Origin of the sequence: Brevibacterium permense (genome assembly GCF_013280495.1) — a bacterium.
Classification (GTDB): Bacteria; Actinomycetota; Actinomycetes; order Actinomycetales; family Brevibacteriaceae; genus Brevibacterium; species Brevibacterium permense.
Genome location: NZ_JABSSX010000008.1, coordinates 1 through 15,741, shown reverse-complemented (window position 1 = coordinate 15,741; position 15,741 = coordinate 1). Strand labels below are relative to the sequence as shown.

Sequence of the window (15,741 nt, the reverse complement as noted above, 5' to 3'; positions counted from 1 at the left end):
ACTCCGTGACGAAGCCACCGGCGACGCGCACTCCGCGGCTATTCTACTCCGCGTAGTACTTCGGCTTCATCTTTCGTCATCGTCACCATGCTCACCCTCATCGGGTTCCGGCTCACGCAGGTCCTTGACCAGGCCATCGACGGCGCGTTCGACCATCGGATCCTCACCGCGGGCCAGAGCGGCCACCTCGGCGTCGCCGTTCTTGATCCGCACCCATACGCGTCGGCGGGGAATGAACAGGGACAGGCCGAGCCCAGCCAGGACGAGGATCGCGCTGATGAGCATGAGGGCCTGTGTCGGGTCCTGGGAGATGTCGACGGCGATGTACTTCTTGACTCCGTCGAAGGTCACCGAACCGCCGTTCGGCAGCTTCTGCGTCTCCCCCTCGGCGAGCTGGATGACGAGCGGGTTGCCCGACTCATCGGTCATCTCCGTCATGTTCTCCGCGTCGAGGGAGTACACGGACTGCGGGACTCCGGAATCGAGGCCGAGGTCGCCGGTGTAACCGCTCATCACGAGGTAGGGGTTGCGCAGCTCGGCGAAGCTCGAGATCAGCTCACCGTCCTCATTCTGTGCGGCCGTCGGCAGGAACACCCCGACGAAGCCCATCTGCGTGCCGGCCGAGTCCGGGACCTTGATGACGCCCTCGGAGGTGTATCCGGGGTCCCCGCCGTCCGGGATGAACACCTGCGGACCGGACTGGACGATATCGCCCTTCGCATCACGCACGGTTACTTCGGGGGCGTAGCCGTTGCCGGTGAGATAGACGCCGACGCCGCCCACGCGCACCGGCTCGTTGACCTTGAGGACGTGCGATTCGGTCTTCCCGTCCGCCGTCGTCGTCACCTTCGCATCGAAGGTGCGCGGCTGACCGAACTGGTTGCCCGCCGCCTGATCGTCGAAGGTGGAGGTGAAGGAGTCGAGCTTGAGCCGGAAGTCCGGCAGATTGTCGGCATCGTAGTAGGAGCCGGGTTCGAAGGAATCGTAGGAGACCAGCGAATTCGAGAACGTCTCCCCCTCGACGAGGATGCGCTGACCTTCGTAGCCGAACAGCGATCCGATCGCCATCGTCAGGGTCGCCATGAGCAGCGCGATATGGAAGACGAGATTGCCGGTCTCGCGGAGATAGCCACGTTCGGCGGCGATGTGATCGGACTGCCGGTTGATGCGGTACCCGGACTTCTTCAGCCGGGCCTCCGCTGCGTCGAGGAACGCCTCATCCGCATCCTCACGGGTCTCTGCGTCTGCCTGCGCCGAGGTGAAGGCGGCGTATCCGGGCATCCGGGACAGCCGCCTCGGTGCTTTGGGCGGGGACGAGCGCATCGCTTTCCAGTGCTGCTTCGTCCGCGGGATGATGCAGCCGATGAGGGAGATCATCAGCAGCAGGTAGATCGCGGAGAACCAGACAGAGGAGTAGACGTCGAACATCTGGATGGTGTCGAGGAACTGTCCCCAGGCACCGTTGTTCTCCAGGAAGGTGTTCACCCGGCCCGGGTCCTGGATGCGCTGCGGCAGCAGAGATCCGGGGATCGAGGCGAGGGCGAGGATGAGCAGGAGGATCAGTGCCACACGCATCGTCGTCAGCTGGGTCCAGGCCCACCGGCACATGCCGATGAACCCGAGCTGCGGCTGGTTCACGGTCGACTTCACTGCAGGCTTGTCTCCCTGCTTCGCCGTCGTCTTCGCACCCGATTTCGACTGCGTCTTCTCCGAGCCTTCGGTTGAGCCCGCCACTAGATCACCACTTCGAATCCATTGATGAGACCTTGCAGAGAGGTCATCCACATGTTCCATACGCCGCTGGCCATGAGCACACCGAGGATGATGAGCATGATGCCCCCGGCCCGCACGATCGCGGTCTGATGCTTGCGCACCCAGACGAGTCGCCCCGCGCCCTTGTGGATCGCCAGCGCCAGGAGGATGAACGGGATGCCCAGGCCCAGACAGTAGACGAAGGCCAACAGTGCTCCGCGCCAGATCATCCCGTCACCGCCGAAGCTCACCGACATGCTCAGCACCGCCGACAGGGTCGGTCCCACACAGGGTGCCCACCCGAGGGCGAAGGTCGCTCCGAGCACCGGTGCACCCCAGAGCCCGGCCTTCGGTCTGGCACGGATGCGACGTTCGTTCTGCAGCAGACCGAATCCGCCCATGAACACGAAACCGGCGAGGACGACGATGACGCCGAGGACGCGGAGGATGACCGACTGCCATTGGGAGAACAGCGCTCCCAGCGCGGAGAAGCTGGTCCCCAGCAGCACGAAGACGACGGTGAAGCCGAGGACGAACAGGCTGATGCCCACGACCACTCGCCACGTCTGCTTGTCCCTCAGCGATGAACCGGACAGCCCGGTGACGTACCCGACATAGCCGGGAACCAGGGGCAGCACACACGGGGAGGCGAACGAGACGAGTCCGGCCAGGGCCGCTGCGCCGGCAGCCAGCAGCAGCGGACCGGAGAGAACGGTCTGGGCGAAGTCCGCCCCGAGTCCACTCACTCGGCCAGCACGTCCTCGATGAGTCCCTTGAGAGTCGAGGCATCGATCTCACCGACGACTCTGGCCGCGGCCCGGCCCTTCGCGTCGAGGACCACCGTCGACGGGGTGGCCTGCGGGGGCAGGACTCCGGAGAGCAGAGACACCATCTCACCGTTCGAATCGAGCATGTTCGGGTACGGCACCTGGTAGTTCTGGATGAACGCGTTGGCCGCAGCCTCTTGGTCGCGGACGTTGACGCCGATGAACTGGGCCTTGTCCCCGAATTCCTCGGACACGGACTTCAGGTCCGGGGCTTCCTTCCGGCACGGCGGGCACGCCGCGTACCAAAGGTTGACGACGACCGGGGTGGGACGCAGATCGGCCAGAGACGTGGACTTCCCGTCGAGGGTCTCGAAGCTCAGATCGAGGGGGTCGCCGCGGTCCTCGACCGCCACCTGCGAGACGACTCCCGAACCGGAGACGTACCCCTGGTCGGATCCGGCCTGATCGGCCAGCTCATCGTTCTCGCTGCAGGCGCTGAGCGCCAGGGCCGTTCCGGCGGCGAGCGCCGAGGTGAAGAGGGCCCGACGGTTGAGGGAACGGCGTCCGAAACTCATGCTCCCGCCACCGCGGTGCCCGGCTGCAGATCGGCACAGATGCTCTCATAACTCACGGACACCAGTGTGGAGGAATCGAATGTGAAACTGGTGATAGAAGCCAGGTCACATTCGCGTCTGCGCGGGTCGTGGACGAGTGAGCGTCCCTCCCCCGACAGGCGCGTCATCCAGATCGGCAACTGGTGGGAGACGATGACTCCTTCGGCGTCCGGACCGTGGAGGTCGAGCTTGGCTCTCAGACTGGCCATCGCGGCCCGCATGCGCAGCACGATCTGCTTGTACGGCTCTCCCCAGGACGGAGTGAGAGGGTTGTAGAGGCGCACCAGGTTCCTCGGCTCGGCCAGCCGACGAGCATCCAGCTTCTGTCCCTCGAAGGAATTCGCCGCCTCGATGACCCGGTCGTCGTCGAAGACCGGCAGGTCAAGAGACTTCGACAGCGGACGAATCGTCTGCTGTGCCCGCAGCAGCGGGGAGGCGACGAGTTCGACCGGACGAGTGGGCGCAGCGTGGAAGTGCTCGGCCACGCGCACTGCCATCTCGTGTCCCCGTTCGGTGAGACCGAAATGCGGCAGACGTCCGTAGAGGATGCCGTCGGGGTTGTCGACTTCGCCGTGGCGGACGAGGTGGATGGTGGTCACGACTGCGCCTTCCCGGCCTCCGGAACCGCGGCCGCGGCTTTGGCCGCGGCTGGCAGTGCGCTGATGATCCGGTCGAGGATCTCATCGGTGTGGGCGTAGGACAGGAACCAGGCTTCGAACGCGCTCGGGGGCATATGGATGCCCTGATCGAGCATGGCGTTGAAGAAGGCGGTGTAGCGGTCGACGTTCTGAGCCCGTGCCTGGTCGTAGTTCGTCACGTCGGTGTCGGTGAAGAACACGGAGAACATCGAGTTCGCCGACTGGATGACGTGGGCGACGCCCTCAGCCTCCAGCGCTGAGGCGACTGCCGGGCGCAGGCTGTCCGCGGCACGACCGATGTGCGAGTACACGTCGAGTTCGGTCGTCAGTTTGAGCGTGGCCAGACCGGCGGCGGTGGCCACCGGATTGCCCGAGAGCGTTCCGGCCTGGTAGACGGGGCCGGAGGGGGCGAGGTGAGCCATGATCTCGGCGCGACCGCCGAAGGCCGCTGCCGGGAAGCCGCCGCCCATGACCTTGCCGAAGGTGAACAGGTCGGCCGGGCCCTCCGGGTAGCCGAGAGTCTCGGACTCATAGCCGTACCAGCCGGCGGCGGAGACGCGGAAGCCGGTCATCACTTCGTCGCTGATCATCAGCGCACCGTGGGCCTTGGTCAGCCGGCGGATGGTGTTCGTGAAACCGTCGCGGGGAGGCACGACGCCCATATTGCCGGGGCTGGCCTCGGTGATGACGCAGGCGATGTCCTCACCGTGTTCGGCGAAGACGGCTTCGAGACCGGCGGCGTCGTTGTAGTCGACGACGATCGTGTCCTGCGCCTGGGCTCCGGTGACTCCGGGGGTGTCGGGCAGAGAGAACGTGGCCAGTCCGGAGCCGGCCTGGGCCAGCAGCGAGTCGACGTGACCGTGGTAGCAGCCGGCGAACTTCACGACTTTGGACCGTCCCGTGTAACCGCGGGCCAGACGGATCGCCGACATCGTCGCCTCGGTGCCCGAGGACACGAGACGGACCTGGTCGACGGGATCGACGCGGCGAACGATCTCCTCGGCGAGTTCGACCTCACCGGTCGACGGGGTGCCGAAGGAGAATCCCTTGACGGCGGCTTCCTGGACGGCGGCGACGACCTCGGGGCGGGAGTGGCCCATGATCATCGGACCCCAAGATCCGATGAGGTCGATGTAGTCGTTGCCGTCGGCGTCGCGCAGCCACGCACCAGTCGCCTCGGTGATGAAACGGGGGGTGCCGCCGACGGCCTTGAACGCGCGGACCGGGGAGTTCACTCCGCCGGGGATGACCGCCTCGGCGCGGGTGAAGAGGGCGGCGGACCGATCGGTGGTGTGACCGTTCGTCTCTGCTGTCGTCATGGTTCTCCTCTGATTCTTGGCGGTTGGGGTTTCGTCCCGGGATCGTTCTCAGTTATGCGTGGGGACGGCTCAGGAGCCGTCGATGTCTGTCATATGGTCGAAGACTTTGGTGAAGATCCGCCCCAGGGTCTCCATCTCCTCGGGGTCGAGGAGATCGACGAGGTGGCTGCGGACTCCGGCGACATGGTCCGGGGCCGCGGCCCGCAGCAGCTGCCATCCGGCCTCGGTCATCACGCAGTTGACCCCACGGCCGTCCTCGGGGATGGCGGAACGCTCGAGAAGTCCGCGCTTCTCCATTCGGGCGACGCTGTGGGTCAGCCGGGATCGGGACATGGTCGTATCGGTGGCCAGCAGCGCCATTCGCATCGTCCGGTCGTCGTGTTCGGACAGACGTACGAGGATTTCGTATTCGGGCAGGCCGATGCCGTGCTTCTCACGCAGCTCCTTGTCCAGCTGTGTGCTGAGCAGCTGAGAGCCGTTGAGGTAGCTGCGCCAGGCTCTCTGGTCGACCGCCGAGAGCCAGCGAGGCTCGGTCATCATCGGCCTCCGCGGGCGTCGCGGTCGGACATGTGACCGGCAGCCTCCACCTGGAGGCGCTGGGCGACCTCGGTGGCCCAGTAGGTGAGGATCGCATCGGATCCGGCACGTTTGAAGGCGATGAGGGACTCCTCGATCGCCTTCTCCCGGTCGATGGCTCCGGCAGCGGCCGCGAATTCGATCATCGCGTATTCGCCCGAGACCTGGTAGGTCCACACCGGAACGATGGACTCGCGAGCGACCTCGGCGAGCACGTCGAGGTAGGGCAGGCCGGGCTTGACCATGACCACGTCGGCGCCTTCGGCGAGGTCGAGGCCGAGTTCGCGCATCGCCTCACGGCCGTTGGCAGGATCCTGCTGGTAGGTCTTGCGGTCGCCCTTGAGTTCGGAATCGACGGCTTCGCGGAAGGGACCGTAGAACGCGGAGGCGTACTTCGCGGTGTAGCCCATGATGACGGTATCGGTGAAACCGGCGGCGTCGAGAGCTTCGCGGCAGTAGGCGACCTGACCGTCCATCATGCCGGACAGGCCGAGCACGTGAGCGCCCGCGCGGGCCTGCGCCACCGCCATCGACGCGTAGCGTTCGAGGGTCGCGTCGTTGTCCACGGCTCCGGTCGAGTCGAGGACACCGCAGTGACCGTGGGAGGTGAATTCGTCGAGGCACAGGTCCGCCATGATCACAGTGTCCTCGCCGAATTCGTCGGCCAGCAGCGACAGCGCCCGGTTGAGGATGCCGTCGGGATCATCGGCCTGTGAGCCGATCTCATCCTTGTGTTCGGGGATGCCGAAGAGCATGAGCCCGCCGACTCCGGCCGCGAGGGCCTCCCGCGCGGCCTCAAGGAGGGAGTCGAGTGTGTGCTGGACGACTCCGGGCATTCCGCCCAGAGGCAGCGGTTCGTTCAGACCCTCCTTGACGAACATCGGCAGGATGAGCTCGGTTGGGTGGAGGCGCACCTCGGAGACGAGGCGACGCAGGGCCGGGGTCGACCGCAGCCGACGGGGACGGACGGTTCCGGGAACCAATGACATGTCAGGCCTTCTTTCTGCGGCGCTTCTGACTCGGACGCTGCGGGGAGATCCCGGCTTCCACGTCTTCGGCGCGCTGGGTGAGTGCGAATTCGACGAGACCGTCGATAAGCGAGGTGAGGTTGGCTTCCTCGGCGAGGACGTCGACGCGCAGTCCGTGTTCGGCTGCGGTGTTCGCCGTTGCCGGGCCGATGCAGCAGATCACGGAGGTGGGGGCGGGTTTGCCGGCGATGCCGACGAGGTTGCGCACCGTCGATGAGGAGGTGAAGAGGAAGGCGTCGAAGTCGCCGGCCTTGATCGACTCGCGGATCGGAGCCGGCGGCGGGGAGGCGCGCACGGTGCGGTAGGCGGTGACGTCGTCGGGGTCCCACCCCTTCTCCAGCAGCCCGGCCACAAGCACCTCGGTGGCGATATCGGCACGAGGCAGGAGAACCGTGTTCATCGGGTCGATGTCATCGACGAAGTCCGGCCAGGCCGCGGCCAGGCCGCGTGCGGAGTGCTCCCCGTCGGGGACGAGGTCGGGAGTGATCCCCCAGTCGACCAGCGCTGCCGCGGTGCGACCGCCCACGGCGGCGACCTTGACGCCGGCCATCGAACGGGAGTCTAGTCCGAAGTCTTCGAACCACATACGCACAGCACGCACGGCGTTGACCGAAGTGAATCCGACCCATTCGTAGGATCCGTCGACGAGGCCTCGGATCGCCTTCTCCATCTGGGTCGGTGTGCGCGGCGGCTGAACGGCAATCGTCGGCACTACGGTGCCGACGGCGCCGAGTTCGGCCAGAGCCTCTGCCGTGGAGGTGCCCTGTTCCTTCGTCCGCGGGATAAGCACCTGCCAGCCGAAGAGCGGTTTGGATTCGAACCAGCTGAGCTCTCCTCTGGATTCCACTCCCTGCCCCATGATCACCACCATACGATCCGAACCTGTCTGCGCCATGGACAGCGCCTGCTGCAAAGTCGTCTCCACACTCGTCTGTTCGATGGTGGAGATCCCCCACCCGAGGAGAACCTTCGTGTCCTCGTCCCAGCCGTCCGCGAGCAGGGCTTCGATGGCCTGTTCGTGGGCGGCTGCGCTGCCGGTGAGCACATGGGTCGTGTTCCTGTGGCGGGAGACGTCGACATGGGTCTGCGGTCCGGCTTCGATGAAGCGCACCGACCGGACGCGGTTGGTCGTCAGAGCCGTTCCGGTGAAGGCCGCCGTCGAGGCGGAGAGTCCGACTCCGGGCACGATTTCGACTTCGACCTGTTCCTTGCGGCAGACTCCGGCTTCCGAAGTCGTGGTGGTGAAGATGATTCCGTCGTCTGAGCTCAGCCGCACTACGGTCTTGTCCGGGCGGGCGAGTTCGGCCATGCGGCGGCCCCGGGTTGAGGCGGCGACTCCGAGGTCGGCGGCATCGATGAGCGTTGCGGCCTGCGGCACATAGGCGGTGACGATCTCAGAGTGCACATCGGCGTCGTAGACGACGGTTTCGGCGGTGGCGAGGATCTCGGCGCCGCGCATCGTCATCAGACCCGATTCGCCGGGTCCGCTGCCGATGAAGACGACTCGTGGGGCTGCCGGCAGGAGTCGGCGCGGCTGCACCTGGCCCGTTGTCGGTTCGCTGTTCATCCCTGCTCCTGAGCCTTGACGGGGGTGAGGTGTTCGGCGCTCACTGCCGGGTCGATGCCGAGGCGACCCAGAAGATCCTCGGCCGCTGCGGTGCCGAGTTCGTCGGCGATACGGGCGAGTTCCTTCGCGGTCACCGACAGCTGCTGCTCGCCGGTGCTGCTCCAGTCGACGTCGAGCAGGGCGGGCAGCTCGGTGCTCTGCCGCGTGCGGGCGAGCTTGCCGTCGTCATCGGCCATCACGGCGTCGACGATGAACTCGGTGCCCTCGATCTTCGCCAGCGCGCCGATCGGGGCCGAGCAGCCGGCTTCGGCACGGGAGAGGATCGCGCGCTCGCAGGTCACGGCGAGGTCGGTCGTCTGGTCGTGGATCCGGCGCAGGGCCGCCCGCACCTCGGCGTCGCCGTCGAGGATGTCCGCGGTGGTGGCGAAGGCGCTGTCGGCGCTGCGCGTCTCGATCGCCAGGGCTCCCTGGCCCGGGGCCGGGAGCATGACATCGAAGTTGAGCGAATCGGTGGCTTCGGCCAGGCGCCCGATGCGACGCACTCCGGCGGCCGCGAGGACGACTGCGTCGAGACGGCCGTCGCGGACATGGGCGATGCGGGTGTCGACGTTTCCGCGCACTCCGCGGACCTCGATATCGGGACGTGCGGCACGCAGCTGAACGGCCCGACGCGGCGAACCAGTGCCGATGACGGACCCGGAGGGCAGGTCGTTCAGGCTCAGCCCGTCACGGCCGATGAGGACATCGGCCGGGTCGACGCGCGGTGGGATGGCTGCCATTTGGATTCCCGCCTCGGGGGTGGTGGGCAGGTCCTTGAGCGAGTGCACGGCCAGATCGATCTTGCCCTGGTGGAGGGCCTGACGGACGGCGGAGACGAAGACTCCGGTGCCGCCGAAACCGGCCAGAGGCGACATGTTGACATCTCCCTCGGTGACGACCTCGACGATCTCGACGCGCCAGCCGGTCAGAGCCGCGATCTGGTGCGCGATCGCCGTGGACTGGGACCGAGCCAGCTGTGATCGGCGGGTGCCCAGACGCACGGTGCGGCCGGTGAAGTGTTCGGGTTCGACGATGTCGAGGGTGTGATCGGCGACCGGGCGGATGCCGTCGGCCTCGACATGATGCGCGCTGGCGGCCTTCGCGACCTTCGTCTCCGGAGCGGTCTTGGCGTGGGCGACCTTATTGACCGGCAGGTCGAAGAGCTGCATGAGCGCCTGAGCGTAGTCGACCTCGGATTCGGTCACAGCCAGTTCCTTGACCTTCACGGTCGGGGTGTGGATGAGCTTCTCCGCCACCCGATGCAGGGACTTTCGGATCTCCGCGAAGGCCTTCTCGTCGACGGAGTCACCGAGCTTCTTCTCCAGTCGCTGGGTCTCGGAGGCGAGCACATCTTTGGCATGGGAGCGCAGAGCGGTCACGGTCGGAGCGACCGAGCGCTCCTTGTTGCCGGTGGCGATGTTCTCCAGCTCGTCGGCGATGATGGAGCGCACCTCTTCGACAGTGCTCACGACCTTCGCGTCGCGTTCCTTGTCGGAGCCGCGCAGGAGTTCGCGGATCTCGCCGAGGCCGAAGAGGGCGACATGTTCGAACTCGCGGACGCTGGGGTCGATGTCGTGCGGCAGAGCGAGGTCGATGAAGGCCTTGTTCGCTGCGCCCTTCGGGTTCTGCGAGAGTCCGGCGACGATGTCGTCGCGGCTGACGACGACTCCGCGGGCACCCGTGCAGGAGACGATGAGGTCGGCGTCGGCGATCTCCTCGGCCATGATGCGCGGGGTGAGTTCGCGGGCACGTCCGCCCACCTCAGCGACGAGGCGTTCGGCCTTGTCGAGCGTCCGGTTGAGCACGGTGATGTGGGCGACGCCTTCCTTGTGCAGTCCGGAGACAACGAGCCCCGACATGGCTCCGGCGCCGATGACGAGTGCATTCGCGGCACGCAGGGACCCGATGTGCGCGGCCGATGCTTCGATGCCTGCGCCGAACAGGGACCGCGCGACGTCTCCGAGGTCGGTCTCCGAATGGGCGCGCTTGCCCACACGCAGCGCTTGCTGCAATGTCTGGGAGAGTTCGGAGGTCAGTGCCTTGTCCGACTGCGATGCCGTGAACGCCGTCCGGAGCTGACCGAGTATCTGGGCTTCGCCGATGGCCATGGAGTCGAGCCCGCAGGCGACCTTGAGCAGGTGCTCCATGGCCTGGTGGTCATAGTGGGCGTAGAAGTGCCCGGCGATATCGGACCATTCTTTGTCGATCGACGACACGAGCGCGTTGCCGAGGTCGGCCAGTCCTCCGTGAAAGGCGGAGACGTCGGCAATGAGTTCGAGACGATTGCACGTCGAGAGCACGGCGAGTCCCTCGATGTTCTCTCCGGCCAAGGCGTCCCGTCGCAGAGCGCCGACCTCACCGGCGCCGAAGGCCAACCGATCGAGCATGTCGATCGGAGCCGACTGATGTGAAATGCCGAGAACCAAGAGAGTCAATTCCTGTGCTCCTCAAAACCAGGGTTGAGCGGTGCCGTGTCCAGCGCCGAATAGTATGCGAGTACTTGCAGCTCACTGGCCAAGTCGACTTGATGGACACGCACGGTATCCGGTGCGTCGAGCACGGTGGGTGAGAAGTTGAGAATGCCGCGCACACCTGCTTCAACGGCCTTCTGGGCCGCCGCGGGTGCCGCGGCTGCGGGCACGGCCATGACCACCAGGTCGATGTGTTCGGACCAGGCGGGAAGGTCGTCCAGGGAAGAGACGGTCAAGGCGCCGATGGAGGTGCCGATCTTCTCCTCGTCGATGTCGAAAACGGCGGTCAGGCGCAGGCCGCGCCGACGGAATCCGGCGTAGTCGGCCAGCGCCGAACCGAGACGTCCGGCGCCGATGATGGCGACGCGGCGGTCGCGGTCGAGGCCGAGGAACGTCCGCAGGGTCGCTGCCAGCTCCGGACAGGAGTAGCCGACCCCACGGGTTCCGGACCGCCCCAGTTGGGACAGGTCTTTGCGCAGAATCGACGGGGACACACCGCTGCGGGCGGCAAGGTCCTCCGACGAAACTGTGTCCTGGCCGGTGGCGGCAATCGTCTCGACGGTCTGCAGATAGATCGGGAGTCGGGATATCACGCGCTCGGGCACGTCCTTGCGAACGACACCCTCAATCCTGTTGGCGGACAGAATCTCGCCCACGAATCCGCCTCACTCCTTCAAACGATCTCATGCGCCCAAGGCGTCGAGCGCCTTGGACAGCCGATCCCTATCGACTCGATGAAAACTGTGTTGTCGCCCGTTGAGGAGGACGACCGGGACATCCCAGCCGTACTGTGCGGCCAGATCGTCATCGGTGTCGATGTCGATCTCGGTCACGGTCACATCTCTGCCTGCGGCCACCTCGGTGACGGTCTGCAGCGCATCAGCGCACAGATGGCAGTCGACACGCGTGAGAAAGGTCAGGTCGACCATGGCTCACTCCTCATCGGGTGCAACAAACCCCGCCGAGAAATCACTCGAGCGGGGGCGTAGGACCGTCGGGTCTTACTTCTTGTTGCGACGCTGGTGACGTGTCTTGCGAAGCTGCTTGCGGTGCTTCTTCTTCGACATACGCTTGCGGCGCTTCTTGATGACTGAGCCCACTCGGGTACCCCTTGTGCTTGTCGGTGGAGGGTGAACATCAGGTGCCCACCCATTGAACTAACCGTGCAATTCTATCGCTTGGCCGCCTGCTTTCCCAAAACTGTGTCCAGATCCACAACGGCCGCGCCGGGCGATCCGCGCGGGCCCGGGGATCGGGTTCGGTTCGGGCGGAGTGCGCGGCAGGGCCGGGTCCGGTTCCGCCGGGGTCGGCTCCGACCGTGCAGAGCTCGGCTGCGACCGTGCCGGGATCGGCTCCGACCGAGCGGTCGTCGGGCGACGGGGCTCAGTCGAAGTAGGGGTCGAGGGCGAAGAAGGGGAAGGTGTTCTTCCGAGTGCCCATCACGGCACGGTCGAGTTCGGCTTCGGGGTCGAACCCCTTCGACCAGGGTTCGAAGGCTCCGTCGAATCCGTCGGTCATCGACAGCGGCGCCTCCCTTCCGGTCTTCGTCTGGGCGTAGGAGGCCCAGCGTCCGGGGATCCGTGCTCCGGGATCGATATCGAGTCCGGCGGCGACCGCCAGGAGGTTCGTCCAGGCGCGGGGCACGACGTCGATGATCGCGTATCCCCCTCCCCCGACCGACAGCCACCGCCCGTCGGCGTGGTCGACGGCGAGATCGCGGATGCGTTCGGCAGCGGTGCGCATGGCGTCGACGCTCAGGCGCATATGGGTCAGCGGGTCCTCCCGGTGACCGTCGCAGCCGTGCTGGGACACGATGACCTGGGGTTCGAAGGCGGCGACGATCTGCGGGACGGTGGCGTCGAAGGCGCGCAGCCAGTCCGCGTCGCCCGTGCGCGGGGGCAGCGCGATATTCACCGCCGAGGCGGCCGCCTTGAGTCCCCCGATATCGGCGGGGTACCCGGTGCCGGGGAAGAGGAACTTCCCCGATTCGTGGATCGAAATCGTGAGCACTCGAGGGTCGTCCCAGAAGAACGTCTCGACACCGTCACCATGGTGGGCGTCGATATCGAGATAGACGATGCGCTCGTATCCGGCTTCGAGAAATTCGGTGATCGCTCCGGCCGCGTCGTTGTAGACGCAGAACCCGCTGGCCTTGCCCGGCATCGCGTGGTGCATTCCGCCGCAGAAATTCACCGCCCGGCGATAGTCACCGGAGATGATAGCGTTCGCGGCGTTGACGCTGCCTTGGAACAGCAGCGCCGAGGCGGTGTGCATATTCTCGAACCCGGGAACATCCTCGGTGCCGATTCCGAACCTGTTCGCGTCCTGCTCATCGAGGCCCTCAGCGGTGCCGGCCTGTTTGACGGCGGCGATGTAGTCGGGGTCGTGGAGGCGGGCGAGCTTGGCCTCATCGATCTCGCCGATGGGATTGACGTGGACGTTGTCCGCGTCGAAGAGCCCGAAGTCCTCGGCGAGCTTCGCTGTCAGGTCGAGCCTGAGAGGGTGCATGGGGTGGCTGGGACCGAAGTTGTAACCGGTCACCTCGTCGTCCCAAACGACATACACATCATTTTCGGCCATGCCCACCATGATATATGGCGCAGCTCACTTGCGCCGATTCCGGGCCACCGGCTCTACCATGGTGATTGTGTCCAAGAATTCCTCGCCGCGCTTCGATTGGCTGCTGAATCCGGGCCGGTGGGTCCGTGACTTCGTCGACGACCTCGCCGTGGCCTCACCGGCACAACTGGCGATCGGGTCCTTCGTCGCCGTCGTCGTGGCGTTCGCGATCCTGCTGATGCTGCCGGCGAGCGTGCGCGACCCCGGTTCGGTCGACCAGGCCACACACATCGCGAACTCGGTGTTCGTGGCGGTCTCCGCCGTGTGCGTGACCGGGCTGACCCCGGTCGTCACGGAGGAGTACTGGTCAGACTTCGGGATCTCGGTCATCACCGCCGGCATCCAGGTCGGCGGTCTCGGAATCCTCACCCTCGCCTCGGTGCTGGGCATGGCTGTCTCCAGGAGGCTGGGAGTCCGGCAGCGACTGATCGCTCAGCAGGCCACCTCGGCGCTCAATCTGGGTCAGGTCGGCTCGCTGCTCAAGGCCGTGGTCATCACAATCTTCACCGCCGAATCGATCCTCGCGGTGCTGCTGTTCCCACGGTTCCTCATCCGCGGGGAATCGCTCGGCGACTCGATCTGGTACTCGGTGTTCTACTCGATCTCGGCCTTCAACAACGCCGGTTTCACCATCCACGAAGGCGGGGCGGCGTACTTCGCCTCCGATCCGTGGATCCTGTCGCTGATCATGGTCGGCGTGTTCGTCGGGTCGCTGGGCTTTCCCGTCGTGCTTATGGTCACGATGTTCTGGAATCGGCCGAGCCGCTGGGATCTGCATACGAAGCTGACGCTGACGACCACGACGACGGTCCTGGCCATCGGGCTGCTGCTGTTGGCGCTGTTCGAGTCGGCGAACCCGGCGACACTCGGCGACAAGAACGCCGGTCACACCTTCCTCGAAGTGCTGTTCATGGCGGTCATGCCCCGGTCCGGCGGCTTCGCGACGATGGAGGTCGCGGACATGAGCCAGGCGTCGCACCTGCTCATGGACCTCATGATGTTCATCGGCGGCGGATCTTCATCGACGGCCGGCGGAATCAAGGTGACGACGGTGGCCGTGCTCGTCCTCGCTGCGTATGCCGAGGCCAGGGGTCAGCAGGACGTGCACGTGTTCGGTCGGCGGCTGACGTCGTCGACGATCAAACTGTCGATCTCAGTTCTGCTCACCGGTGCGATGATCGTCTTCATCGGCACCCTGATGATGCTGCAGATCAGTGCGGAACCGCTCGATCAGGTGCTGTTCGAGGTGATCTCCGCCTTCGGCACCGTCGGGCTGAGCTCCGGGGTGTCGGCGACCTCGCCGGACTCGGGACTCTATGTTCTGTCGGTGATCATGCTCATCGGTCGACTCGGTACGATTACACTTGCGGCAGCGCTGTCTATGCAGGACTCCGCCCGTCTCTACCGCTACCCCGAAGAAAGGCCGGTCGTTGGCTAACGAACACACCTCAATCCTGGTCATCGGACTGGGACGCTTCGGGTCCTCGACTGCGGCGACTCTGGCCAAACTCGGTCGCGAGGTGATGGCCATCGAGCACAATCCCGAACTCGTCAAGGACTGGAGCGGCAAACTCACGCACGTCGTCGAGGCCGACTCGACGAACATCGACGCTCTGCGCCAGGTGGGTGCCGGTGACTTCTCGACCGCCGTCGTCGGCATCGGAACCTCGATCGAGGACAGCGTGCTGACCACGGCCAACCTCGTCGACCTGGGCGTGACGCAGGTGTGGGCGAAGGCGATCTCGCCGTCGCACGGCAAGATCCTCCACCGCATCGGCGCCCACCATGTGCTCTATCCGGAGTCGGATGCCGGCCGCCGCGTCGCTCACCTGGTCAGTTCGCGGATGATGGAGTACATCGAGTTCGACGAGGGCCATTTCGCCGTGGTGAAGATGCGTCCGCCTCGGGAGATCCAGGGCTTCACCCTCAGCGAGTCCGGTGTCCGCGACAAGTACGGTGTGACGATCGTCGGCATCAAGAGTCCCGGCCGCGACTTCACCTACGCCGAGCCGACGACGCGGGTGGGCAAACAGGACCTGCTCATCGTCGCCGGTCACGTCGAGCTGCTCGGCCGCTTCGCCGGCCGCCCGTAGGCTGCGAGGCCTCACCGCCCGCCGGCTGTGCGCGCGACTGGGGCGCCTAGACGGCTGCAGGAGGCGCTCCCGCCCTCCGACTACAGGTCACCATCGGATACTTCCAGTGAAGAATAGGTCACCATCGGATACTTTCAGGCGGGCGGGCTCAGGGTTCTAGTGCAACACCGTGGTGCGTTTATCCTACGTTTTCCATCACGATGCCGGCGAGCACCTCAGCAGGAGTCGCGTACTCCAGAACCTTACGAGGCCGCCGGT

15 protein-coding genes are annotated in these 15,741 nt (G+C 65.8%); 2 read left to right on the top strand and 13 right to left on the bottom strand.

The genetic code is table 11. The features are described from left to right. Nucleotides 1–66: 66 nt before the first annotated feature. From resB to HK353_RS11635, 13 genes are all read right to left on the bottom strand, one after another. Nucleotides 67–1,734: a cytochrome c biogenesis protein ResB gene (gene resB, locus HK353_RS11695; protein ID WP_342589906.1), complete on the bottom strand. Its 1,668-nt coding sequence runs from the start codon at nucleotides 1,732–1,734 to the stop codon at nucleotides 67–69. Further along, entirely contained in the window at nucleotides 1,734–2,498 is a 765-nt protein-coding gene (locus HK353_RS11690; RefSeq protein WP_173156349.1) for a cytochrome c biogenesis protein CcdA, read from the bottom strand. The genes resB and HK353_RS11690 overlap by 1 nt, the downstream gene beginning before the upstream one ends. Beyond that, a complete protein-coding gene (locus HK353_RS11685; protein ID WP_173156347.1) occupies nucleotides 2,495–3,094 on the bottom strand; it encodes a TlpA family protein disulfide reductase in 600 nt (199 codons plus the stop codon). The genes HK353_RS11690 and HK353_RS11685 overlap by 4 nt, the downstream gene beginning before the upstream one ends. Then, nucleotides 3,091–3,732, bottom strand: a complete 642-nt coding sequence (locus HK353_RS11680) for a histidine phosphatase family protein (RefSeq protein WP_173156345.1) — start codon at nucleotides 3,730–3,732, stop codon at nucleotides 3,091–3,093. The genes HK353_RS11685 and HK353_RS11680 overlap by 4 nt, the downstream gene beginning before the upstream one ends. Then, nucleotides 3,729–5,090 (bottom strand): glutamate-1-semialdehyde 2,1-aminomutase, encoded by a 1,362-nt coding sequence (gene hemL, locus HK353_RS11675; protein ID WP_173156343.1) that lies wholly within the window; start codon nucleotides 5,088–5,090, stop codon nucleotides 3,729–3,731. The genes HK353_RS11680 and hemL overlap by 4 nt, the downstream gene beginning before the upstream one ends. 69 nt (nucleotides 5,091–5,159) lie before the next feature. Further along, nucleotides 5,160–5,627, bottom strand: a complete 468-nt coding sequence (locus tag HK353_RS11670; RefSeq protein WP_173156341.1) for a MarR family winged helix-turn-helix transcriptional regulator — start codon at nucleotides 5,625–5,627, stop codon at nucleotides 5,160–5,162. Next, complete coding sequence (hemB, locus tag HK353_RS11665) at nucleotides 5,627–6,655, bottom strand: porphobilinogen synthase (RefSeq protein WP_173156339.1); 1,029 nt, start codon at nucleotides 6,653–6,655, stop codon at nucleotides 5,627–5,629. The genes HK353_RS11670 and hemB overlap by 1 nt, the downstream gene beginning before the upstream one ends. 1 nt (nucleotide 6,656) lies before the next feature. Then, nucleotides 6,657–8,261, bottom strand: coding sequence for a bifunctional uroporphyrinogen-III C-methyltransferase/uroporphyrinogen-III synthase (locus HK353_RS11660; RefSeq protein WP_173156337.1), 1,605 nt, complete (start codon nucleotides 8,259–8,261; stop codon nucleotides 6,657–6,659). Continuing rightward, on the bottom strand, nucleotides 8,258–10,735 hold the full coding sequence (gene hemA, locus HK353_RS11655; protein WP_173156335.1) for a glutamyl-tRNA reductase: 2,478 nt from the start codon (nucleotides 10,733–10,735) through the stop codon (nucleotides 8,258–8,260). Before hemA ends, HK353_RS11660 begins: the two co-directional genes overlap by 4 nt. After that, entirely contained in the window at nucleotides 10,732–11,376 is a 645-nt protein-coding gene (locus HK353_RS11650; RefSeq protein WP_342589913.1) for a redox-sensing transcriptional repressor Rex, read from the bottom strand. Before HK353_RS11650 ends, hemA begins: the two co-directional genes overlap by 4 nt. Before the next feature lie 78 nt (nucleotides 11,377–11,454). Further along, nucleotides 11,455–11,700, bottom strand: a complete 246-nt coding sequence (locus tag HK353_RS11645; protein ID WP_172173720.1) for a glutaredoxin family protein — start codon at nucleotides 11,698–11,700, stop codon at nucleotides 11,455–11,457. A gap of 72 nt (nucleotides 11,701–11,772) precedes the next feature. Further along, complete coding sequence (locus HK353_RS11640; protein WP_009882927.1) at nucleotides 11,773–11,871, bottom strand: 30S ribosomal protein bS22; 99 nt, start codon at nucleotides 11,869–11,871, stop codon at nucleotides 11,773–11,775. A 283-nt stretch (nucleotides 11,872–12,154) separates the two neighbouring features. Further along, nucleotides 12,155–13,351, bottom strand: a complete 1,197-nt coding sequence (locus HK353_RS11635; RefSeq protein WP_173156333.1) for an acetoin utilization protein AcuC — start codon at nucleotides 13,349–13,351, stop codon at nucleotides 12,155–12,157. A gap of 58 nt (nucleotides 13,352–13,409) precedes the next feature. On the opposite strand from HK353_RS11635, the gene HK353_RS11630 reads away from it, so the two are divergent. Together HK353_RS11630 and HK353_RS11625 are read left to right on the top strand one after the other, a co-directional pair. Next, entirely contained in the window at nucleotides 13,410–14,828 is a 1,419-nt protein-coding gene (locus tag HK353_RS11630) for a TrkH family potassium uptake protein (protein WP_173156331.1), read from the top strand. Then, the gene (locus tag HK353_RS11625) at nucleotides 14,821–15,483 is read left to right on the top strand and encodes a potassium channel family protein (RefSeq protein WP_173156329.1); all 663 of its coding nucleotides are present in this window, start codon (nucleotides 14,821–14,823) and stop codon (nucleotides 15,481–15,483) included. The genes HK353_RS11630 and HK353_RS11625 overlap by 8 nt, the downstream gene beginning before the upstream one ends. Nucleotides 15,484–15,741: the final 258 nt, after the last annotated feature.